This window comes from Methylobacterium sp. J-072 (assembly GCF_022829425.1).
Taxonomy (GTDB): domain Bacteria; phylum Pseudomonadota; class Alphaproteobacteria; order Rhizobiales; family Beijerinckiaceae; genus Methylobacterium.
In genome coordinates this window covers 26,132-47,444 of record NZ_JAKSYK010000111.1, presented here as the reverse complement: position 1 = coordinate 47,444, position 21,313 = coordinate 26,132, and the positions used below count along the sequence as shown (strand labels likewise).

Below are 21,313 nucleotides of genomic sequence, written 5' to 3'. Positions count from 1 at the left end.
ACGATACCGAAGCCGCATGTCAGACATCTTACCCGAGCCGCGTCCCATCGCCCTGGAGGCCGCTCGTGAGAGCGCCCGGCCGGAGGGGCTGAAGATCACCCAGCGTCCGCGCCGCAACCGCAAAGCGGATTGGTCGCGCCGGCTGGTTCGCGAGAACACGCTCACCGTCGATGACCTGATCTGGCCGATGTTCGTGATCGATGGTGAGCGCCGCCGCGAGCCGATCGCGTCGATGCCGGGGGTCGAGCGGCTCTCCGTCGACGAGATCGTGCGCGACGCCGAGCGGGCCGCGCGGCTGGGGATCCCGGCGGTTTCGTTTTTCCCCTACACCGAGGTCGAGCTGCGTGATCCGACGGGTTCGGAGGCGCTCAACGCCCACAATCTCGTCTGTCGGGCGGTGCGCGCCGTGAAGCGGGCGGTCCCCGAGGTCGGCATCATGACCGACGTGGCGCTCGATCCCTATACCAGCCATGGCCACGATGGCCTGATGAAGGACGGCGCCATCCTGAACGACGAGACGGTGGCGGTTCTGGTGGAGCAGAGCCTGATCCAGGCCGAGGCCGGCACCGACATCATCGCCCCCTCGGACATGATGGACGGGCGCGTCGGCGCGATCCGGGCCGGGCTCGACAAGGCCGGCTTCCTCGATGTCCAGATCATGGCCTACGCGGCCAAGTATGCCAGCGCCTTCTACGGGCCGTTCCGCGACGCGATCGGCACCAAGGCTGCGCTCGTGGGCGACAAGCGCACCTACCAGATGGATCCGGGCAATTCCGCCGAGGCCCTGCGCGAGGTCCGCCTCGACCTGGAAGAGGGCGCCGACTCGGTCATGGTCAAGCCGGGTCTGCCCTATCTCGACATCATCCGCCGGGTGCGGGACGAGTTCCAGGTGCCGACCTTCGCCTATCAGGTGTCGGGCGAGTACGCGATGATCGAGGCCGCGGCCCGCAACGGCTGGCTCGACGGCGACCGCGCCATGGTCGAGGCCCTCCTCTCCTTCAAGCGCGCCGGCGCTGACGGGATCCTGACCTATCACGCGCCTCGGGTCGCCGAGCGCCTGCGCAACGCCTCGTGAGGCACCGGCGCCGCTGGCTCCTCGGGGCGGCGGTGGTGGCGGGTTTCCTCGGGGGGCTCGCCGCCTGCCAGGATACCCTGCGGCGGGAGCGGGTCGCGACGTGCCGCCGCGCCCTCCCGGCGGTCGCCCCCCAGCCCGGCATCCGGTTGTTGCGGGCGGCCCCCGGGCCGGCGGCCGATACGGTCCGGGTCGATTACGCCGAGGGCAACCGGCAGCATTGGCTGACCTGCCGTTTCGACGCCGGAGCGACCCTCATCGCCCTGGCCACCGAGGGCACCAGCCTGTCGGGATCCTCGCTCTACCTGCTGAAGCGCTTCTACCTCGACACGCCGGATGCCGAGGCCGACGATCCCGCCGAGCGTTGAACCCGATCCGGACGGCTCTTGCGGCCGGTGCAGGGCGCACCCACCTTTTTCTCCGCAGCCTCGCTTGCAGGACGCGACACCATGCAGAATCCCCAACCCGGCTACGCCGAGCGCTTCGAGACCCCCGGTTACACGGCCTCGTTGCCCATCCCGTTCGTTCGCGCGAGCCTGGGCGCCCGCACGGTCGCGTACCTCCTCGACATCCTGTTCATCTTCGGCTTCACGGCCCTGCTGACGCTGGTGATCACGGTGATCGGCGTGGTGACGTTCGGGCTCGGCTGGACCCTGTTCGCGGTCCTGCCGGCGAGCGGCATCATCTACAGCGCGATCACGGTCGGCGGCGCCAGGCAGAGCACGATCGGGCAGCGGCTGATGGGGCTGCGCGTCGTCGCCCCCGAGCGCGGCGGGCCCGTCGACTTCATCACGGCCGCCGTCCACGCTCTGCTGTTCTACGTCGCGGTCTCGACCTTCCTGCTCTGGTTCCTCGACATCGCCTTCGGGCTGATGCGATCGGATCGCCGGCTGGGCCACGACCTGTTGCTCGGTCTGGCCGTGGTTCACGCCCGCTGAAGCGCCTGACGGGCGGCGAAATTCTCGTTCGGCAGCTGGCCGGGGGCATTGAGCCCGGCCGCGCTGCCTGTACACTGATATGCCGGCGCCGCGAGGACCACCCGGTGCAGGGCCAAGACCAAGCGTGACGAGCCATCCGCGCGACACTCCGCAATTCTACCTCACCGCCCCCTCGCCGTGCCCGTACCTCCCGGGCCAGGAGGAGCGGAAGGTGTTCACCCATTTGGTCGGGCGCCGCGCCCGCGACCTCAACGAGATCCTGACCCAGGGCGGGTTCCGGCGCTCCCAGACCATCGCCTATCGGCCGGCCTGCGAGACCTGCCGGGCCTGCATCTCGGTGCGCGTGGTGGTCGATGATTTTGAGCCGAGCGCCAGCCAGAGGCGGATCCTGGCGCGCAGCGACAACTGGATCGGCACGCCCGAGCCGAACCGGCCGGCTTCCGAGCAATACGCCCTGTTCCGCCGCTATCTCGACGCCCGCCACGGCGATGGCGGCATGGTCGACATGACGGTGCTCGACTATGCCATGATGATCGAGGACAGCCACGTCGACACGCATCTCGTGTCGTATCGACGGCGCGGCCCGGACACGGCGATTACCGGGCGCGGCTTCGGTCCGCCCCTCGCCTTTTGCCTAACCGACGTGCTCGCGGACGGGCTGTCGATGGTCTATTCGTTCTATGATCCCGAGGAGGCCGGTCGCTCGCCCGGCACGTTCATGATCCTCGACCATATCCGCCGGGCCCGCCGGCTCGGGTTGCCGTATCTCTACCTCGGCTACTGGGTCGAGGGCTCGCGTAAGATGGATTACAAGTCCCGCTTCCGCCCGCAGGAGCGCCTGATGGGCCCGGGCTGGGTCCGGGTCCCCTGAGAGGCGCGTCCCAATCGCGTCGTCCAAGCCTGCGCGAACCGCATTGAGCGGCCGGGCCGGCGCATGCTACCGGCCACGCACGCAGTCCCGACCGTGCCGAGGCCCCCATGATCTCCCGTTACAGCCGCCCGACGATGACGGCGATCTGGTCGCCCGAGAGCCGCTTCAAGATCTGGTTCGAGATCGAGGCCCATGCCACCACGGCGCTGGCCGAGATCGGCGTCGTGCCGAAGGCGGCAGCCGAGACCATCTGGGCCAAGGGCAAGGACGCGGTGTTCGATGTCGCCCGCATCGACGCGATCGAGGCGGTGACGAAGCACGACGTCATCGCGTTCCTGACCCATCTCGCCGAGATCGTCGGTCCGGAAGCCCGCTTCGTCCATCAGGGCATGACCTCCTCGGACGTGCTGGATACCTGCCTCAACGTGCAGCTGGTGCGCGCCGCCGACATCCTGATCGCCGATGTCGACGCACTGCTGGCGGCCCTCAAGAGCCGGGCGCTGGAGCACAAGCTCACGCCGACCATCGGCCGCTCGCATGGCATCCATGCCGAGCCGGTGACCTTCGGGCTCAAGCTCGCGCAGGCCTATGCCGAATTCGAGCGCAACCGGCGCCGCCTCGTCGCGGCGCGCGAGGAGGTGGCGACCTGCGCGATTTCCGGCGCGGTCGGCACCTTCGCCAATATCGATCCGCGGGTGGAGCAATACGTCGCCGAGAAGATGGGGCTGACCGCCGAGCCGGTCTCCACTCAGGTCATCCCGCGCGACCGCCACGCGATGTTCTTCGCGACACTGGGTGTCGTCGCCTCGTCGCTTGAGCGCCTGGCCATCGAGATCCGCCACCTGCAGCGCACCGAAGTCCTGGAGGCCGAAGAGTTCTTCTCCGAGGGCCAGAAGGGCTCCTCGGCCATGCCGCACAAGCGCAACCCGGTGCTCACCGAGAACATCACCGGTCTCGCCCGGATGGTCCGCGGCTACGTCGTTCCGGCCCTGGAGAACGTCGCGCTCTGGCACGAGCGCGACATCTCCCACTCCTCCGTGGAACGGATGATCGGCCCCGACGCCACCGTGACTCTCGACTTCGCGCTGGCCCGCATGACCGGCGTCATCGAGAAGCTGCTGATCTACCCGGCCAACATGCAGAAGAACCTCGACCGCCTGGGCGGCTTGGTCCATTCGCAGCGGGTACTTCTGGCCCTCACCCAGGCCGGCGTGTCCCGGGAGGATTCCTACCGGCTGGTCCAGCGCAACGCGATGCCGGTCTGGCGCGGCGAGGGCGACTTCCTGGCCCTGCTGAAGGCGGATGCCGAAGTGACGGCGGCGCTCTCCCCCGAGCAGATCGAGGAATGCTTCGACCTCGGCTACCACTTCAAGCATGTCGACACGATCTTCTCGCGGGTGTTCGGCAACAAATCTCAAGGCTGACCTGCAAAGATCGCAGGGCATCTTGAGGCAGAAGCGGATCTTGCTATCTTGACGGTCGCCCGCCGCGGATCATCCTCGAACGCCGAAGATGATCTTGCGTCGGCGAGGTGCAGCGTGCTTCTCGATCGCCTGCTGGAGAGGACATTTTCCGTCAGCGGCTTGAGCGGCACCCTGACGGTCGTCACCGCCGACGGCCACCGCTTTCGCGCTGGGGATGGAGACGGTCCCGCCGTGACGGTCCGGTTCCTGGACTGGGCGGCGGAACGGGATCTGTTGCTCGATCCCGAACTGAAGTTCGGCGAGCTGTTCACGGACGGCCGCCTCCTCGTCGAAGCCGGCAGCCTGCCGGAGCTGATGACCGTGCTGCTCGCCCGGAATCACGGGGCGCCGCCGTTGCGGCGCATCCGGGTTCTGACGGCCCTGCGCCGGCTCGCCCGCCGGATCATCGGTCGCAACACCCTCAGCCGGTCCCGACGCAACGTCGAGCGGCATTACGAGCTCGATACGCACCTCTACGACCTCTTCCTCGACGCCAACTGGGTCTATTCCTGCGCCTACTACGCCGCACCGGGGATGAGCCTGGAGGAGGCGCAGGCTGCCAAGATGCGCCACATCGCCGCCAAGCTCCTGGCCGGGCCGGGCCACCGGGTGCTCGACATCGGCTGCGGTTGGGGTGCGCTCGGCCTCTACCTCGCGGACGTGGCGGGCTGTGCCACTGTTCGAGGCATCACGCTCTCGGCCGAGCAGCACCGGGTCGCGCAGGCGCGGGCGGCGGAGCGGGGTCTGTCCTCCCGGGTCCGGTTCGCCCTGGAGGATTATCGTCTCGTCCGCGGCTGCTTCGACCGCATCGTCTCGGTCGGCATGTTCGAGCATGTCGGGCCGGCGGATTACGACACCTTCTTCCGCATCGCCCGCGACCGCCTCACGGATGACGGCGTGATGCTGCTCCACACGATCGGCCGGACCGGCGAGCCGGCGCCGACCAACCCGTGGATCACCCGCTACATCTTCCCGGGCGGCCATCTGCCCACCCTGTCGGAGATGATGCCGGCGATCGAGCGGTCGGGGCTGATCCTCGCCGATATCGAGGTGCTGCAGCTGCATTACGCCGAGACCCTGCGCGATTGGCGCGCCCGCTTCCTGGCCCACCGGGACGAGGCCGCCGCGCTCTACGACGAGCGGTTCTGTCGGATGTGGGACTGGTACCTCGCCAGCGCCGAGGCCGCGTTCCGGCACGAGGACGCGGTGGTCTTCCAGATCCAGCTCGTCCGCCGGAAGGATGTGGTTCCGTTCACCCGGGATTACGTGGCCGAGGCCGAAGCGCGTCTGCGTCAGGCGGAGGACGATGTCCGGGCGCCGACTGAGCGGCTGTTGGCGTCGGCATGAAGGCCGGCGCTCTCCAGTGCGCGCGCGGCCGCGGTCCAGGCAGGCGGGAAATCGGCTTGCGGTCGGCGGCCGGCCAATGCTTCAAGGCTTTTCTCGCCGTGCTCGCATGTGCGAGAGCTTGAAGCGTCCGAAAGTCCGGACCCCGTGTGTCCGCATCAGGGTCGAGTGATACGCCGGCCCGAGAGGAAACCCGCATGTCCCGCATCGTCTACCTCAACGGCGCATTCCTCCCCTTCGAGGAGGCGCGCGTGCCGATCATGGACCGCGGCTTCCTGTTCGCGGACGGGATCTACGAGGTCTCGGCGATCATCGACGGCAAGCTCGTCGACAACGCCGCGCATCTCGCCCGCCTGGATCGCTCGCTCGGCGAGATCGGCATCCACAACCCGCACGATGCGGCCGGATGGGAGAAGTTGCAGACCGAACTCGTCGCGCGCAACGGCGTCACCGAGGGGCTGGTCTACATGCAGGTGACCCGCGGCGTGGCCGAGCGCGACTTCGCCTTCCCGAAGGCCGGGACCGAGCCGACCGTTGTGATGTTCACGCAGGCCAAGACCGTGTTGGCCAACCCGCTGGCCGAATCCGGCGCCCGGGTGATCACCGTCGAGGATCTCCGCTGGAAGCGCCGGGACATCAAGTCGGTGGCGCTTCTGGCGCAGGTGCTCGCCAAGCAGCAGGCCGCCGAGGCCGGCGTCGCCGAGGCCTGGATGGTCGAGGACGGGGCCGTGACCGAAGGCTCGTCCTCCACCGCCTTCATCGTCAGCCGTGACCGCGTGCTCGTTACGCGACCGCTCTCGACGGCGCTTCTGCCCGGCATCACCCGGGCCTCCGTGCTGAAGCTCGCCGCCGAGGCCGACCTGCGCGTCGAGGAGCGGCTGATCTCGGTGGCCGAGGCCTACGAGGCGCAAGAAGCGTTCTACACCAGCGCCTCGGCCTTCGTAATGCCGGTGGTGGAAATCGACGGCCGGTCGATCGGCGAGGGGCGTCCCGGTCCGCTGACCCGGCGCCTGCGCGAACTCTACATCGAGGCTGCCCGACAGGGCTGAAGCGGACCCATCGGGCCGCGAATAGGAACGGATCCGGCACCCGGCTGTTGCTCTCGGAACACGTTTTCCGAGAGGGGAGACCAGTCTTGTCGAAAAGAATCCTGCTTGCCGCGGTCGCAGCGGCCCTGTTTGCGGTCCCCGCCTATGCTCAGAACCCAGACGCACCGCTGAAAGGCCGCGACACCGATCCGGCCCTGCCGCCGTCCACCCAGACGCCTCCGGATCGCGTCCGCCCGAGCGCCGACGCGCCGCCCAAGGACCAGTCGCTGAGCGACAAGCTCCAGAAGAACGACGGTGTGATCAAGCCGTCGGATACCGGGACGACCGGTACCGTCATGAAGCCCGACGAATCCGGCTCGATGCCGGTGATCAAGCCGCAGGAACTGCCCGGCCGGAGCCCCGGCACCGAAGCGAAATAGGCGCCGTTCCCGAAGCAGGCCGGCTGCCATGTGGCGGCCTTGCTTGATTTCGCCGCCCGGATCGCGGAAACGGCAGAGGACGTACGCAGCCCGCACCCGTGGGCTGCTCCGTCCCGGTTTCCGTCGCGGGTAAGCAGGCAGGCATGGCCAACGTCGTCGTTGTAGGCGCCCAATGGGGCGACGAGGGCAAGGGCAAGATCGTCGACTGGCTCTCCGAGCAGGCCGACATCGTCGTCCGCTTCCAGGGTGGCCACAATGCCGGCCACACGCTGGTCATCGACGGGGTGACCTACAAGCTGGCGCTCCTGCCCTCGGGTGTGGTGCGCGGCGGCAAGCTCTCCGTGATCGGCAACGGCGTCGTGGTCGATCCCTGGCACCTCGTCGACGAGATCGAGCGGATCAAGGCACAGGGCGTCGAGGTCTCGCCGAAATCTCTTCGGATCGCCGACAACGCCACGCTGATCCTGCCGCTCCACCGCGAATTGGATCATTTCCGCGAGACCGCCAATGCGGGCCTCAAGATCGGCACCACCAAGCGTGGGATCGGGCCGGCCTACGAGGACAAGGTCGGCCGCCGCGCCATCCGGGTGGTCGATCTCGCCGATATCGACGCCCTGCCGGCCAAGATCGAGCGGGTGCTGACCCACCACAACGCGCTCCGGCGCGGCCTCGGCATCGAAGAGGTGAATGCCGAGGCGCTGCTCGCCGAGCTCACTGCGATCGCCCCCAAGATCCTGCCCTTCGCCGACACGGTCTGGTCGCTCCTGGACGATCAGCGCCGGGCCGGCAAGCGCATCCTGTTCGAGGGTGCCCAGGGTGCGCTGCTCGACGTCGATCACGGGACCTATCCCTTCGTCACCTCCTCCAACATCGTGGCCGCCCAGGCGGCGACGGGCTCGGGACTCGGCCCGGGGGCGATCGGCTACGTGCTCGGCATCGCCAAGGCCTACACCACCCGGGTCGGCGAAGGGCCGTTCCCCACCGAGCTGCACGACGAGATCGGCGAGACCATCGGTGCCCGCGGGCGCGAGTTCGGCGTCAACACGGGTCGCAAGCGCCGCTGCGGCTGGTTCGACGCGGTCCTCGTGCGCCAGACGGTGCGGACCTCCGGCATCCACGGCATCGCCCTGACCAAGCTCGACATCCTCGACGGGTTCGAGGAGATCCGCGTCTGCACCGCCTACAAGCTGGACGGGCAGACGATCGACCATCTGCCGGCGAGCCAAGCGGCTCAGGCTCGGGTCGAGCCGGTCTACGAGACCATCCCGGGCTGGTCCGAGACGACCGCAGGTGCCCGGTCTTGGGCGGACCTGCCGGCGCAGGCGATCAAGTATGTCCGCCGGATCGAGGAGTTGATCGGGGCGCCGGTGGCGCTGCTGTCGACCTCCCCGGAGCGCGACGACACGATCCTGATGCACAACCCCTTCGAGGATTGAGGCTCTGCGCCCTATCCCGTTGATGACGCATCTTTTCTGCTGTTCAGCCTGTATCCAGCCCGCGTCCGCTTGATCTAGAACCAGCTTACGGCGGGGCGGCGGTCCCTGTGACGGACCGCCCCGCACCCTATCGGAGGAACCGGCTCGCGGATGCCGATCCGCGCGGCGGGCACATAACATCACCGGCCGATGGCCATGACCGACCATCGGGGGCGGGAGCGGCCATCGGTCCTCGGCCCTCGACCGGCCTCGCCGGACGGCGGCCGGAGGGGCGGACCAAGGCAGCATGGCCGATTACTACCCGCTTCTGGCACGCGCCCTCGATGCGCTGCCCGACCGATCTCCGGCCTTGCGCAAGGCGGTCTATGACCGTGCGCGAAACGCCCTGATCAGCCAGCTCCGCTCGCTCGATCCGCCCCTGTCGGAAGCCGATATCGATCTCGAGCGCCGGGCGCTCGACACGGCGATCGAGCGGCTCGAAGTCGATCACGGCGGCCTGCCGGCACCGGCCAACGACGCCGTCGTGGTCCCGGATCCGAGCCCGCCGCCCGCCGCGGCACCGGAGGTCCCGGAGCCATCGCCGCCGGAACCGACCGTTCCCGAGCCCGAGCCCGTGAAGGCTCCCGAGCCCATCCTTCCGGCCGCCATACCGCCGTTCGCGCGCGTCATTCCCAAGGCGGAGCCAGAGCCGCGCGAAGCGCCGATCGCGATCTCGTCGCCGCGATCCGGGCCGGGCCCGTCGGCCGCGCCCGAAGAGCCGCAGGCGGTTCCCGAGCCGGCGGCATCGCCCGAAGATCCGGACCTCGCCGCTTCCTCCGGCGATGCCGGCAACGGCCGCCAGCGCCCGCGCATCGAAGTGGTGCCGCCGCGGTCCGGGCGTTCCCACATCCTGCGCAACGCCTTCGTGGGTGGCGTGCTGGCGGTGGTGATCGGGTTAATCGCCGTCGCGGCCTTCATGCTCCGCGACCGGCCCCAGAACCTGCCGTCGAACGGCACCGAGACGGCGGATTCACAGCAGACCGACACCGAGACCAAGTTCGGTGACCGGGTCGGCGGCGAGGCGACACCGGCGCCGCGGGCCGCGGCACGGCAGGACACCGGCGCACCGGCGCGGGCCGCGCCGTCGCCGGCTCAGCCGAACCTCTCCGTTGCCCAGCGGGCCGAGCTGATCGAGGAGGCCACCGGCTCCGACAACGCGCAGCCGACGAAGACCAACGGCCGGGTGACGTGGCGGCTCGACACCGTGAATGGCGAGCAGGGCCAGCCGCTCCAGAATGCCGTAGTCGCGACCGTGACGATCCCGGATGTCGGGCAGACGCTGGTGATGACCATCCAGCGCAACCTCGACGCGACGCTGCCGGCCTCGCACACGGTGAGCCTCGTCTTCAGCCAGACGGGTGACGCCGCGCGGACGGTGCAGGATGTCGGCCTGCTCCAGGCCAAGGACGACGAGAATGGCCGTGGCTCCCCGCTCTCCGGCCTGCCGGTCCGGGTTCGGGACAACCTGTTCCTGATCGGTCTGTCGTCGCTTCAGAACGACGTCGATCGCAACACCGACCTGCTGCTCCACCGCAACTGGTTCGATCTCGCCGTGCGCTACACCTCGGGCAAGCGGGCGGTGCTCACCTTCGAGAAGGGGAGCGCCGGCGCCCAGGTGCTGCAGAACGCCTTCGACGCCTGGCAGTAGCGCAAAATCCGGCACGCCTTCTCGCGCGCCGGCTCTGCCGATCAGTGCGCCTCGATGCCGGTGCGGGGCAGCTCGCGGTTGGCGATGTTACGCTTGACCGCTTCCTGCACCTTCTCGAAGGCGCGAACCTCGATCTGCCGGACGCGTTCGCGGGAGACGCCGAACTCGCCGGACAGATCCTCCAGCGTGATCGGATCCTCGGCGAGCCGCCGCGCCTCGAAGATGCGCCGCTCGCGCGGGTTGAGCACGCCGAGCGCGTCGCGCAGGGCCGAGAGGCGGTTCTGCCCCTCTTGCTCGCGGGCCAGCACGGTCTCCTGGCTCGGGGCGTTGTCGACCAGCCAGTCCTGCCACTCGCCCTCGCCCTCCTCGCGCAGGGGCGCGTTGAGCGACGTGTCGCCGGACAGGCGCCGGTTCATGTCGATCACGTCCTGCTCGGGCACGCCGAGGCGGGTGGCGATCTGCTTGACCTGATCGGGGCGCAGGTCGCCCTCGTCCAGCGCCGAGATCTTGCCCTTGGCCTTGCGCAGGTTGAAGAACAGCTTCTTCTGGTTGGCGGTGGTGCCCATCTTCACGAGCGACCACGAGCGCAGGATGTATTCCTGGATCGCAGCCTTGATCCACCACATCGCGTAGGTCGCCAGCCGAAAACCCTTATCGGGATCGAAGCGCTTGACCGCCTGCATCAGGCCGACATTGCCCTCGGACACGACCTCGCCGATCGGCAGGCCGTAGCCGCGATAGCCCATGGCGATCTTGGCCACGAGGCGCAGATGCGAGGTTACAAGCCGATGCGCGGCCTCACGGTCGCCGGCATCCCGCCAGCTCTTGGCCAGCGTGAACTCTTCCGTCGGCTCCAGCATCGGGAACTTGCGGATCTCGTCGAGGTAGCGCGACAGGCCACCTTCATTGGCGAGCACGGGCAGCGTACCGGCCATGGCATTCTCCTGGACTCTTGTCCCCCTGACGGGCGGACGCGACGGGCAACAGTGCCGTCCACTCGGGCCGCTCTTGAGCCGACCCTCCCGGCCACCCATCTCTTACGGGTGAGCCGGATGGACCGGTAGCGGTTGATTACTCCCCCGTCAGCATCAACGCGCGTCCGGCCGAATGGTCGTACCATGTCACGATGTGACGCGGTCCGGCGTGATCTTTCGCACGCGCCACAGACCCGGTTTCTTATCACAGTCTCTGATCGCGTTCTCTTGGCTCATTCTCTTGGCTCATTCTCTTGGCTCAAGCTTTCGCGAGGGCTTCCACGAGCGCGGCGATGTCCGGCGGGATCGGGCTCTCGAACCGGAGCGTCTCGCCGGTGCGCGGATGGCTGAAGCCCAGCAGTTCCGCGTGCAGGGCCTGCCGTCCGAGGGCCGTGAGCGCGTCGCGCGCCTCCGGAGACAGCCGCGCCGCCTTGGTGCGGAACGCGCCGCCATAGACCGGGTCGCCCAGGAGCGGATGGCCGCGATGGGCGAGGTGGACGCGGATCTGATGGGTTCGTCCCGTCTCCAGCCGGCATCGCACGAGGGCGACCTCCGGATAGGTTTCGGCGACCGTGTAATGCGTCACGGCGTGCCGTCCGGACTCGTCGGAGACCACGGCGATCTTCTCCCGGTTGTGGCGCGAGCGGGCCAGGCTCGCCTGGATCGTCCCTGTGCGCGGATGCGGCACGCCCCAGACCAGGGCCGCATAGGCTCGCTCCAGCGGCCCGGTGCGGCCGTGATCGGCGAACTGCGCCGTCAGCCCCTGATGGGCCGCGTCGTTCTTGGCGACCACGATCAGGCCACTCGTGTCCTTGTCGAGGCGATGGACGATGCCGGGCCGGCGCACGCCGCCGATCCCGGACAGGCTCGCGCCGCAATGGCCAATCAGCGCGTTGACCAGGGTCCCGCTCTCGTGGCCCGGCGCCGGATGCACCACCAGGCCCGCCGGCTTGTCGATCACGACGAGGTCGTCGTCCTCGTAGGCGATCGCTAGGTCCACCGCCTCGGCCGCCGGTTCCGCATCGGCCGGGGGCGGCACCTCCAGGACGATCTGCGCACCTGTAGCGACCTTCGCGGACGGATCGCGCACCGGGATGCCGTCCCGGCTCACCCGCCCATCGCGCACCAGATCCTGCAGCCGCGCCCGGGACAGATCCGGAAACAGGGCCACCAGCGCCCGATCGAGCCGGATCCCCCCCTCCACGACGATCCCGACCCGTTCCTCGTCGATTCCGTCCACCGCAATCCCTCTCCGCGCGCCACCCGCACCGATCGATACGGAATCTGTCGAGAAGGCCCTTGCTCCCCCGGCGGGGCGTGGCTATAGCACCCGGGCGCCGCCGGAAAGCTCCCATCGTCTAGCGGTCTAGGACGTCGCCCTCTCACGGCGAAAACAGGGGTTCGATTCCCCTTGGGAGCGCCACCGGCGCAAGTTTCATTAATTTTGTGAACGATTTAGCGGAAGTGGCACCCGAGCTGCCTTCGCGTCGGGACCACGCTGCCTCTTGGCATAGCGTTCCCACGTGCTGTCTGCGAACTCCTTGCTGGGCTCACCTCTATCCGGGTGCAGGGCAGTGGCCACGCGGAGGCATCGTGACACTCACGCATCCGGCGGCCCTTCCGTGACGCGGATCGGCCGGAACGATCGCCGGGCGACCTCGGCTTCGACCCAGCTGCGCGCCGCTTCTGCATCCGCGTGGTCGGTAAAGGCCGCGGGCCGCGGCGGCCATTCGGATCCGGATTGGACGACGTACCCGCGCACGCCATTGGAACACGGCCCGACATAGCCGAACACCTTGCCGAACGCGTCCATAAGGTCGGTGCAATGGACCGGCCCCTCTTGCCAGTGGAGGTCAGGCATCGCCTGCGTCCCTTGCCGCGATCAGCCGTGTCGATCGTAGCATTTCCCGGACATCCCCCGAAAAGACCTGATCGCAGTCCGGTGCTGCATCGACGCTGCTTGTGTTCTGCGGGCGGAATGGCCCGCTAAGGTGAACGGGGTCGTCTTCACGATCCGGTAAACGCCTCGCCGAACCGACGACGAACCTCCGTGAGGACCGGAATCATCGCCGGACCGTAGAGCTCCTTGAACGGCTCGTAGCTGGCCACGAATTGCGCAGCCTCCATGGGGCTGAGCATGTCGTCCACCAGCTTGCTCTGCACGATCCACGCGAGCGAGGTACCCTCGGCCGGCGCCTCGATCAGAAACCGTTCTGCGATCTCGCCGACGATGTAATCCGGCTGGTAGCGCTCGATCATCTCGTAGTCGAAGCTTACGGAATGCACGAACATGACTTCGCGAACGTGCAGGGCGATGCCGTAGCAGAGGTACAGATTCGCGAAAGAATCGCCGAAGACCAGAAGCCGGTGGTGCGCGCCATGGGGATTGACGATCCGCGTCACGCACCCCCGGTTATTGAGACCGTTGGTGGTCACGTCCAGCGGCGGTGAGTTCGCGATCACGCGTTCGCTCAGCGCCGGGCGAGCCTCATCCGGTTCGTAGAGATCGAAGCTGTCGACGGGCCTCATCGACCATGTCGGCTGGAAGGCGTCCGCGTCCAAACCCATCGCGCGAACGATCTCGGTCGACGCCTCGTAGCCTCCGTAGGCCGTCGTGTGGCTATCACCCGGGTGATAGAGGTCGCCGGCATTCTGTTGCCTAACGTAATCGGAGAAGACGTAATGGGCCCAGCCTACCTGAGCCAGAAACGTCGCAAATCTGTCCGAGATTACCTGGAGGTGGTCGGGCAGATATTTCTGATAGAGACAAGTCTTCTCCGGCATGATGAATGTCTTTGTCCGTGAACCATAACGAGATGTTCTGGACCGCAGGACATTCGACCATTGATGGCTGACGCTGCCGGATGCGCGGATCAGGCCCACCATTTGCGACAGAGAAAAATTGTTGCCGTCGCCCAGAAATCGCCAACCCGCGTGGCCGATCAGAACGCGGGGGAAGTTGTGCGGCGGTGGATCAAGCGATGGCATCGTTCCTACCTAGATGGCGTGTGCCGAATGCGCCACCAACCGCGGCACCGCTTTCAGGCCCCTGCACTGCTGGCGGCTGACGTGAAGGCTTTATGAAAATAGGCAATCGTCGCCTTAAATCCCGTCGAAGATGCATTTTTGAAAGCAAGAATTTTAAATTACGACTCAATACTATATCATAACATTCGATACGATAGTAATTCTGGAGAATAAATATAGTAGTATCTTTTTACGGACTCAAATTTGACCCAGCGATAATCATAAAACCATTAACAATACGAAAAAACGCCATAAAAGATGTCTAAATAACTTTCAGCACAACTGTTCATCCTAGAACTTAGCGATTTGATCGGAAGATACCGCGTAAACCAGCCGCGGCGGCTTTCTCAATCGAAGTCGCCGACCGGAATGAATAATAGAGGAGCACAGAAGTAGTGTACGTCATCATGGATGAGCGGCCGATGGTGACCGATGGGTACGTCGCCAGCTTCAGCAGAGAAGGCGTTTCGGCCGTCGGATTACGGGCAACCGATTTCAAGGGCTGGCTTCAGACGGCTCGGGAGCCGGATCTGGACGCCGTCCAGGGCTTCCTCCTCGGCGATTGCGAGCAGCGCCCGGCTCTTCCGGAGCTCATCCAGAAGCGGTCCCGGGCGCCGATCATCGCCATGATCGAGACCCGCTGCCTGACGGAGACCCTCGATCTCTTCACGGCTGGCATCGACGATGTCGTTCGCAAGCCGGTCCACGTGCGCGAGATCATGGCCCGGACCGAGTCCGTTTGGCGGCGCTCGCAGCGCTCGACCGCCAAGGCGGTGATGGATCGGACCGCGCGGCTGAAGGTGTATTTCGACGGCCGCGACCCCGACATCGATGGCGAGACGATCGCGCTGCCGCGGCGCGAGCGTCAGATCCTCGAACTCCTGATCCGCAATCGCGGACGCAGGCTCACCAAGGAGCAGGTCTTCAACGCGGTCTACGGCGCCTTCACCAGCGATGTCGATGAGAGCGTCGTCGAAAGCCACATCAGCAAGCTTCGCAAGAAGCTCCGAGAGAAGCTGAGCTTCGACCCGATCGAAGTCCGACGCTACCTTGGATACGCCTTCGTGAGTTGATCACACATGGCCGGATTCCTGGCCAGGTGGAATCCCGCCGCGAGAGGAGCGCCCTTCTCTCGCCGATCGAACGATGGTCCGGTCGACCAACCTAACGGCCCTCGCTACTCGATCAGCTCGTCGGCCTTCGCCAGCAGCGATGGCGTGATCGTCAGCCCCAGGGCCGTGGCGGTTTGGAGATTGATCACGGTCAAGAACCGTTCGCTCGCCTGCACCGGCAGGTCGCCGACCGCCGCTCCCCTCAGGATCCGGTCGATATAGCCGGCGGCTTGCTGGACGTCCCGGCGTACGCTGGTCGTGTAGGCGGCAAGACCACCGAGGCGGACCTGAGCCGCGTAGGCGTAGATTGCGGGCAGACGGTGCCGGGCGGCGAGATCGATGATCTGGCGGCTGTAGACGCCGGTCACCGCGTCCGGCAGCACGATCAGGCCGCCATGGGGCTCGTCGGCGAGATTGGAGATCACGCGCTCGATCTCGGCGACGTCGTGCACGCCGCTGGCTTCGGCACGGATGTTCAGCTGCGGCCCGATCCGCGCGAGTTCAGCGGCATAGCCGGCAAAGCGCGCGCGGTAATCCGGGTTGATGATGGCGCTGGCCCGGGTGACCCCAGGGCTGAGTTCCGTCAGGAGCTGCAGCCACTTGCCGACGAAAGTGTAGTCGAAATTCGTGACGCCGGTGAGGTTGCCGCCGGGCCGCGCCAGGCTGGTGACCAGACCGCCGCCGACGGGATCCTGCACCTGAATGAACACCACCGGTATGGTCGAGGTCGCCTGTTGAAAGGCTGTCGTCCCGACGACGCCCTGGGCGAAAACCACGTCGGGTCTGCTCGCCAAAAGTTCGTCGGTCTGACGGCGCATCTTTTCGCTGTCGCCGTCGCCATGCCGCAGATCGACGGTCAGGTTCTGTCCCCAGATCCAGCCGAGCTTCTGCAGGCTGTCCTTGAGGGTCTCGACGATGACGGGCACGTCCGGATGTGTCTCCCCGTAGACCAGGAGGACGCCGAGCCGGCGCCGCGGCGGGGTCTGATCACATCCGGTCGTGGGCCAAACGGCCGCGCCGCCGAGGCTCGCGAGGATGTCGCGACGCCTCATGCGGCTACTGGGGGGACGGGACATTCCGGAGGACACTCGACGGCCGCAGCAGACGATCGCGAGTGTCAATGATGACCGCTGGCGGGTCGAGAGCGTAAGTACCCTCAACGCACCTCGATGCGGGTTCCGGAGTCGCCATTGAGCAGGCGCTTGAGATGGAACGCCGCCAACGCGTCGTCCGGCCGCAAGCCCACCAGGGCCGCGAAGGCCGGCATGGCGCCGGCCTCGCCGGCCTCCAGCTTGGCGAAGGCGTCGAGGTAGCGGTCGAGCATCGCCGCGTCGTATTCCTGCTCGGTCAGCGGCTCGAAGGCGCGCAGCGCCTCCTGCTTCCCGCGCAGGACGAGGTCGCCCACGGGCCGCCCGCGGAACTGCTCCGCCCGGATCACCACGCTCTGGCTGACGCAGATCCGGGTGCCGAACGCCTTGTTGGCATTCTCCAGGCGGGCGGAGGTGTTGATGGTGTCGCCGTAGGCCGTGTAGTCGAAATACCGGCCGCCCCCGAAATTCCCGACGATGGCCGGCCCGGCATGAACGCCGATCCGCGTCGCGCCGATCTCGATCCCCCGGTCCCGCCAGCGCAGGCGAAAAGCCTCGGAGGCCGTGTCGAGGGCCAGCGCGCAATCGACGGCCCGAGCCGCATGGTCCGGCTGGTCGCCCGGAGCCCCGAACAGGACATGGATCGCGTCGCCGACGATCTTGGCGACGGTGCCCTCGTGCGCGAAGACGAGATCGGTCATCGCGGCGAAATAGCCGTTCAAGATCTCGGCGAGCTGGGTCGGGTCCAGGCTCTCCACCAAGCTGGTGAAGCCGGCGATGTCGGTGAACAGGGAGGCCACCTCGCGCCGCGCGCCGCCGAGTTCCAATCCCGACGCGTCGCCCGCCAGGCGTTCGGCGAGATTGGGCGAGAAGTACCGCGCCAGGGAGGCGTGGGCGCGCTCGGCCAGCATCTGCCGCTGCCGGCCCTCGCGCAGGATCCCGACATGGCGGAGCGTCCGCGCGATCGTGGTCTCGAGGTCGGTGAAATCGATCGGCTTCGTGAGGAAGTCGAAGGCCCCGCGGTTCATGGCGGTGCGGATATTGGCCATGTCGCCGTAGGCCGAGACGATGATGGTCGAGGGCCTGTCGTCGGATTCCTGGAGCTTCGCGAGCAGCGTCAGCCCATCCATGCCGGGCATGTTGATGTCCGACACGACCATGTCGACGTCGCGATTCTCGGCCAGGAGATCCAGGGCCTCGTGACCGTCATGCGCGAACAGGAAGGTCACCTGCCCATCCCGGATCTGCCGGCGGAATTTCTGGGTGATCAACGCCTCGAGATCCGGCTCGTCATCGACGACCAGGATCTTCGCGGGCGGCAGGTCGGGGATCATGCCGGCCCCGCGGCGGAGCCCAGGCGGCTTTCGATCTCGGCCCGCAGCAGGTCGAAGTCGATCGGCTTCGTGATCAGGCCCGCCGCGCCCCCGGTCAGAGCCTTCTCGCGCGTTTCGGCGTCGCCATAGGCCGTGATCATGATCACCGGGACATCGGGGCGCGCGGCCCGCACGAGCGGCAGGAGCTCCAAACCGGTCATGCCCGGCATGTTGATGTCGGAGAACATCAGGATCAGGCTCGCCCCGTCCGACGCGTTCACGCAGGCCAGGGCCTCGGGGGCGGAATGCGCGAACTCCATCGCGAACCGCCCGGCGCGGAGCTCGCGGCGGAATTGCTGTCGGAACAGGTCGGTGACGTCGGGCTCATCGTCCACGACGAGGATGAGGACGTTCATGGTTCGCTCTTGGCTTGGGCGATGATCGGCTGGGCATGCGTCGCGCCGTCGCGGGGCAGCGTGATCGTGAATTCGGTGAACTGGCCGGGCTCGGTGGCGACATCGATCGAGCCGCCATGCTGCTTGACCAGGATATCATGGCTCAGTGACAGGCCGAGACCCGTCCCTTCTCCGGCCGGCTTGGTGGTGAAGAACGGGTCGAACATCTTGGCCTTGACGCTGTCCGGGATGCCGGTGCCGTTGTCCCGCACGCGGATCTCGATGCTGTCGCCACGATTGCGGGTGGTCACTGACAGGGTTGGCGCGTAGTCCGGCTCGGTTCGCTCGGTCTTCCGTTTCTCGGTGGCGTAGAACCCGTTCGACATCAGGTTCAGGAGGACGCGGGTCAATTCCTGCGGGTAGACATCCGCAGTGCCGGCCACCGGATCAAGGTCGCGGACCAGGGTGATGTTGAAGCTCGGCTGCGCCGCCCGGGCGCCGTGATAGGCCAAGTTCAGGCTCTCATCGACCAGGGCGTTGATCTCGACGGGACGATGCTCGCCGGACCCGGAACGCGAGTGCAGCAGCATGTTCTTGATGATCGAATCGGCGCGCTTGCCGTGCTGCACGACCTTGCCGAGATTGCCCTTCAACAGGTCGGCAATCTCGTCGACCTCCGCGCGGATCTTCGGATCGAGCGCAGCGGGCTCAAGCACCTCCTGCAACTCGTCGACCAGTTCGCTCGACAGGGAGGCGAAGTTGTTCACGAAGTTCAAGGGGTTCTTGATCTCGTGTGCGATCCCGGCCGTGAGCTGGCCTAGGGAGGCGAGCTTTTCGGACTGGACCAAGCGGCTCTGCGCCTTCTGGAGGTCGTCCAGGGACTTGTTGAGGTCGCGGGTCCGTTCCTCGACCTTGGCCTCCAGGGTCTCGTAGGATTCCTGGACGCGGCTCGCCATCAGGTTGAAGCGGTGCGCGAGCGTCTCGATCTCGTCGCCGGTGCGGATCACGATGCGCTCCGAGAGGTCGCCGGCACCGAAGCGCTCCGCGCCGTCCTCGAGCTGGCGGATCGGCACGACCATCCGGTGGGCCAGGAAGGTCCCGGCGACGGTCGCAAGCATCACGCCGAGGCCCATCAGCGACAAGGTCTGGACCACCGAGGCATAGAGCGGCGCCATGGCTTCACCGAGAGGCCGCTGCACGAACACGATCCAGTCGACCCGCGGGATGGTGGCATGGGCCGCGAGCACGGAACCGCCGTCCAGCGCGGTGGTGATCTCGTAATCCGTCGCGTCCGGATTGGCGCCGGACCGGCGGCCCGAAAGCGCGGCTGCCACTTCGGGCAGGGTCGACAGGTCGGTGTCGCGCAGGACGAGACTGAGATCCGGGTGGGCGATCAGCCGTCCGGTTGCCGTCACCACGAACGCGTAGCCGCCCGAACCATCGTGGATGGCACTGACCACGTCCCAGATCAGCTTCAGGTTGACCTCGGCCACGGTCACGCCCGGGTCGCGCCCGGCATGGGCCACCGACACGGTCATGTACGGCTCCGATCCCCGCCGGAAATAGACCGGGCCGAACCAGACCTTGTCGGCGATCGCCCGGGTGAAGCGCGGCGCGGTGGAGAAATCCTTGCCGCTGCCGACGACGTCCGGTTCGAGGCGCGAGACCCGCAGCTGTTCCTTGCCGCTCGGATCGAGATAGGCGACCTCCGTGATGGCGGGCGCCTGCCGCAGCAGCCGGATGAAGTCGTAGCGCTGCTGCTCCGGGGAGATGCGGCGCCACTCGGCCCGGGTCGTCCAGCCGATCTGGCTCTCGATCTCGGAGATGAAGGACTCGACCTGCTCCGCGGCCGCGTGCGCCTTCTCGCGCTGGACCTCGATCGCGGTCCGCTTGGCGTCGCCGTAGTTGAGGAACAGGTCGACGGCGCCGTTGATGAGCAGGACCAGCGTCACGAGGCCCACGAAGGCGACGGCGAACTTTCCCGCGAGCGGGAGGCGGAACCGCTCGGCCGGGATGGTCCGGTCCGAGGCAACCGGGACCGTAGCGGTCGCCGTCATTCGACGATCTCGTCCGCTTGGGCGAGCAACGCCGATGAGATCGTCAGTCCCAAAGCCTGCGCCGTCTTCAGGTTAACGATGAAGTCGAACTTCGTCGGCGCCTGCACCGGAAGCGCTGCCGGTTTCTCGCCATGGAGGATGCGATCCACGTAGGAGGCTGCGCGACGGACCGCGTCGGCTGGGTCGGGGCCGTACGACATCAGGCCGCCGCGATGCGCGAAGCGGCGGATCGCGAACACCGTCGGGACGCGATGCTCGGCCGTCAGGGCGACGATGCGGTCGCCGTTCGCTTCGCTGAAGGTGCCGGGGGCCACGATCAGCCCCGCATCTCCCCGCTGGCCGAGGGCGGCAATGACCGGGTCGATCGCGTCTGCGGAGCTGACCATGACCACCGCGGTCTCCAAGCCGACGGCGGTGCCTGTAACCCCGAGCGCCTCCGTGTAAAAATTGCCGCGCCGCACTTCGGTGTTCGCGTTGGAGAGCAGCGTGACGTGGCGGAGCGTCGGAGCCGCCTCCTTGAGCGCCGCCAGCCATTTCCCCGCCAGCGACGCCTCGTACAGGGTGAAGCCCGTGATGTTGCCGCCGGGTCTCTGCAGGCTCGCGACATAGCCGGACCCGACCGGGTCGGAGGCGCCGACGAAGATGATCGGGATCGTCTTCGTCAGCGCAGACACCGCGGAGAGCTGCGCATTGAGGAACGCGAAGATCACGTGCGGATTCGTCTTTACGATGTCGGCCGCCAGCACACGGGTGCGCTCCACATCCGCGCCGCCCCAGCGATCATCGACCTGAAGGTTCGTCTGGCCGTGATCCCCCAGGGCCGACCGGAAGGCGCGCGCCAGCGAGCGACCCTCGGCGCCGCCGTCCACGAACGGCCAGAGCGCCGCCACCCGGGCCTGCTCCTGCGCCCGTGGCGCCAGCGGCCAGCCCGCCAGGGCGCACGACAGCCCGGCAATGATGGTCCGCCGCCTCATCCGATCACCGCGCCGGTTTTTTTCGTCATCGCGCCTCACCGCGCAGACCGGGCCGCGCGCCCGCATCGATCCGGCGTTCGGATCAGGAGCTTAG

At 67.3% G+C, this 21,313-nt stretch carries 20 protein-coding genes and 1 tRNA gene; 12 read left to right on the top strand and 9 right to left on the bottom strand.

What is annotated here, in order from left to right; all coding sequences use genetic code 11:
* Positions 1-16: 16 nt before the first annotated feature.
* The 10 genes from hemB (at position 17) to MKK67_RS12440 (ending at position 10,279) form a co-directional block, all read left to right on the top strand.
* Positions 17-1,075: a porphobilinogen synthase gene (hemB, locus tag MKK67_RS12485; RefSeq protein WP_243965156.1), complete on the top strand. Its 1,059-nt coding sequence runs from the start codon at positions 17-19 to the stop codon at positions 1,073-1,075.
* Positions 1,072-1,440, top strand: a complete 369-nt coding sequence (locus MKK67_RS12480) for a hypothetical protein (protein ID WP_243965153.1) — start codon at positions 1,072-1,074, stop codon at positions 1,438-1,440. The genes hemB and MKK67_RS12480 overlap by 4 nt, the downstream gene beginning before the upstream one ends.
* Before the next feature lie 81 nt (positions 1,441-1,521).
* Positions 1,522-2,010, top strand: coding sequence for an RDD family protein (locus MKK67_RS12475; RefSeq protein WP_243965152.1), 489 nt, complete (start codon positions 1,522-1,524; stop codon positions 2,008-2,010).
* Between the two features lie 124 nt (positions 2,011-2,134).
* Positions 2,135-2,881, top strand: coding sequence for an arginyltransferase (locus tag MKK67_RS12470; RefSeq protein ID WP_243965151.1), 747 nt, complete (start codon positions 2,135-2,137; stop codon positions 2,879-2,881).
* 107 nt (positions 2,882-2,988) lie between these two features.
* Positions 2,989-4,305 carry an adenylosuccinate lyase gene (purB, locus tag MKK67_RS12465; protein WP_243965148.1) on the top strand — a complete coding sequence of 439 codons (1,317 nt, stop codon included), beginning with the start codon at positions 2,989-2,991 and terminating at the stop codon, positions 4,303-4,305.
* 114 nt (positions 4,306-4,419) lie between these two features.
* A complete protein-coding gene (locus MKK67_RS12460; protein ID WP_243965146.1) occupies positions 4,420-5,691 on the top strand; it encodes an SAM-dependent methyltransferase in 1,272 nt (423 codons plus the stop codon).
* 194 nt (positions 5,692-5,885) lie between these two features.
* Complete coding sequence (locus MKK67_RS12455) at positions 5,886-6,737, top strand: D-amino-acid transaminase (protein ID WP_243965144.1); 852 nt, start codon at positions 5,886-5,888, stop codon at positions 6,735-6,737.
* An 86-nt stretch (positions 6,738-6,823) separates the two neighbouring features.
* A complete protein-coding gene (locus tag MKK67_RS12450; protein ID WP_243965136.1) occupies positions 6,824-7,156 on the top strand; it encodes a hypothetical protein in 333 nt (110 codons plus the stop codon).
* 143 nt (positions 7,157-7,299) lie between these two features.
* Positions 7,300-8,592, top strand: a complete 1,293-nt coding sequence (locus MKK67_RS12445) for an adenylosuccinate synthase (RefSeq protein ID WP_092042676.1) — start codon at positions 7,300-7,302, stop codon at positions 8,590-8,592.
* Between the two features lie 286 nt (positions 8,593-8,878).
* Positions 8,879-10,279 carry a histidine kinase gene (locus MKK67_RS12440; RefSeq protein WP_243965134.1) on the top strand — a complete coding sequence of 467 codons (1,401 nt, stop codon included), beginning with the start codon at positions 8,879-8,881 and terminating at the stop codon, positions 10,277-10,279.
* Positions 10,280-10,320: 41 nt separating this feature from the next.
* Here MKK67_RS12440 and rpoH read toward each other — a convergent pair whose 3' ends face one another.
* Positions 10,321-11,214: an RNA polymerase sigma factor RpoH gene (gene rpoH, locus MKK67_RS12435; RefSeq protein WP_007565114.1), complete on the bottom strand. Its 894-nt coding sequence runs from the start codon at positions 11,212-11,214 to the stop codon at positions 10,321-10,323.
* A gap of 298 nt (positions 11,215-11,512) precedes the next feature.
* The gene (locus tag MKK67_RS12430; RefSeq protein ID WP_243965131.1) at positions 11,513-12,493 is read right to left on the bottom strand and encodes an RluA family pseudouridine synthase; all 981 of its coding nucleotides are present in this window, start codon (positions 12,491-12,493) and stop codon (positions 11,513-11,515) included.
* 107 nt (positions 12,494-12,600) lie between these two features.
* Here MKK67_RS12430 and MKK67_RS12425 point away from each other — a divergent pair.
* A tRNA-Glu gene (locus tag MKK67_RS12425) sits at positions 12,601-12,676 on the top strand.
* Between the two features lie 177 nt (positions 12,677-12,853).
* Here MKK67_RS12425 and MKK67_RS12420 read toward each other — a convergent pair.
* Both MKK67_RS12420 and MKK67_RS12415 read right to left on the bottom strand, forming a co-directional pair.
* A complete protein-coding gene (locus MKK67_RS12420) occupies positions 12,854-13,066 on the bottom strand; it encodes a hypothetical protein (protein ID WP_243965129.1) in 213 nt (70 codons plus the stop codon).
* 194 nt (positions 13,067-13,260) lie between these two features.
* Positions 13,261-14,241 (bottom strand): hypothetical protein, encoded by a 981-nt coding sequence (locus MKK67_RS12415; RefSeq protein ID WP_243965127.1) that lies wholly within the window; start codon positions 14,239-14,241, stop codon positions 13,261-13,263.
* Between the two features lie 434 nt (positions 14,242-14,675).
* On the opposite strand from MKK67_RS12415, the gene MKK67_RS12410 reads away from it, so the two are divergent.
* Entirely contained in the window at positions 14,676-15,353 is a 678-nt protein-coding gene (locus tag MKK67_RS12410; protein ID WP_243965125.1) for a response regulator transcription factor, read from the top strand.
* Between the two features lie 104 nt (positions 15,354-15,457).
* Here MKK67_RS12410 and MKK67_RS12405 read toward each other — a convergent pair whose 3' ends face one another.
* The 5 genes from MKK67_RS12405 to MKK67_RS12385 all read right to left on the bottom strand — a co-directional run bounded on the left by MKK67_RS12405 (position 15,458) and on the right by MKK67_RS12385 (position 21,219).
* On the bottom strand, positions 15,458-16,444 hold the full coding sequence (locus tag MKK67_RS12405; RefSeq protein ID WP_243965122.1) for an ABC transporter substrate-binding protein: 987 nt from the start codon (positions 16,442-16,444) through the stop codon (positions 15,458-15,460).
* Between the two features lie 104 nt (positions 16,445-16,548).
* The gene (locus MKK67_RS12400) at positions 16,549-17,814 is read right to left on the bottom strand and encodes an adenylate/guanylate cyclase domain-containing protein (protein WP_243965120.1); all 1,266 of its coding nucleotides are present in this window, start codon (positions 17,812-17,814) and stop codon (positions 16,549-16,551) included.
* Positions 17,811-18,209 carry a response regulator gene (locus MKK67_RS12395; protein ID WP_243965118.1) on the bottom strand — a complete coding sequence of 133 codons (399 nt, stop codon included), beginning with the start codon at positions 18,207-18,209 and terminating at the stop codon, positions 17,811-17,813. Before MKK67_RS12395 ends, MKK67_RS12400 begins: the two co-directional genes overlap by 4 nt.
* Entirely contained in the window at positions 18,206-20,245 is a 2,040-nt protein-coding gene (locus MKK67_RS12390) for an ATP-binding protein (RefSeq protein ID WP_243965115.1), read from the bottom strand. The genes MKK67_RS12395 and MKK67_RS12390 overlap by 4 nt, the downstream gene beginning before the upstream one ends.
* The gene (locus MKK67_RS12385; RefSeq protein WP_243965112.1) at positions 20,242-21,219 is read right to left on the bottom strand and encodes an ABC transporter substrate-binding protein; all 978 of its coding nucleotides are present in this window, start codon (positions 21,217-21,219) and stop codon (positions 20,242-20,244) included. Before MKK67_RS12385 ends, MKK67_RS12390 begins: the two co-directional genes overlap by 4 nt.
* Between the last annotated feature and the right edge of the window lie 94 nt (positions 21,220-21,313).

Excerpts from the sequence above, each read along its gene's own strand:
- rpoH (WP_007565114.1), bottom strand. The coding sequence starts at position 11,214 with ATGGCCGGTACGCTGCCCGTGCTCGCCAATGAAGGTGGCCTGTCGCGC.
- MKK67_RS12400 (WP_243965120.1), bottom strand. The coding sequence starts at position 17,814 with ATGATCCCCGACCTGCCGCCCGCGAAGATCCTGGTCGTCGATGACGAG.
- MKK67_RS12405 (WP_243965122.1), bottom strand. The coding sequence starts at position 16,444 with ATGAGGCGTCGCGACATCCTCGCGAGCCTCGGCGGCGCGGCCGTTTGG.
- MKK67_RS12475 (WP_243965152.1), top strand. The coding sequence starts at position 1,522 with ATGCAGAATCCCCAACCCGGCTACGCCGAGCGCTTCGAGACCCCCGGT.
- MKK67_RS12455 (WP_243965144.1), top strand. The coding sequence starts at position 5,886 with ATGTCCCGCATCGTCTACCTCAACGGCGCATTCCTCCCCTTCGAGGAG.
- MKK67_RS12385 (WP_243965112.1), bottom strand. The coding sequence starts at position 21,219 with ATGAGGCGGCGGACCATCATTGCCGGGCTGTCGTGCGCCCTGGCGGGC.
- purB (WP_243965148.1), top strand. The coding sequence starts at position 2,989 with ATGATCTCCCGTTACAGCCGCCCGACGATGACGGCGATCTGGTCGCCC.
- MKK67_RS12390 (WP_243965115.1), bottom strand. The coding sequence starts at position 20,245 with ATGACGGCGACCGCTACGGTCCCGGTTGCCTCGGACCGGACCATCCCG.
- MKK67_RS12420 (WP_243965129.1), bottom strand. The coding sequence starts at position 13,066 with ATGGACGCGTTCGGCAAGGTGTTCGGCTATGTCGGGCCGTGTTCCAAT.
- hemB (WP_243965156.1), top strand. The coding sequence starts at position 17 with ATGTCAGACATCTTACCCGAGCCGCGTCCCATCGCCCTGGAGGCCGCT.
- MKK67_RS12440 (WP_243965134.1), top strand. The coding sequence starts at position 8,879 with ATGGCCGATTACTACCCGCTTCTGGCACGCGCCCTCGATGCGCTGCCC.
- MKK67_RS12415 (WP_243965127.1), bottom strand. The coding sequence starts at position 14,241 with ATGCCATCGCTTGATCCACCGCCGCACAACTTCCCCCGCGTTCTGATC.
- MKK67_RS12395 (WP_243965118.1), bottom strand. The coding sequence starts at position 18,209 with ATGAACGTCCTCATCCTCGTCGTGGACGATGAGCCCGACGTCACCGAC.
- MKK67_RS12445 (WP_092042676.1), top strand. The coding sequence starts at position 7,300 with ATGGCCAACGTCGTCGTTGTAGGCGCCCAATGGGGCGACGAGGGCAAG.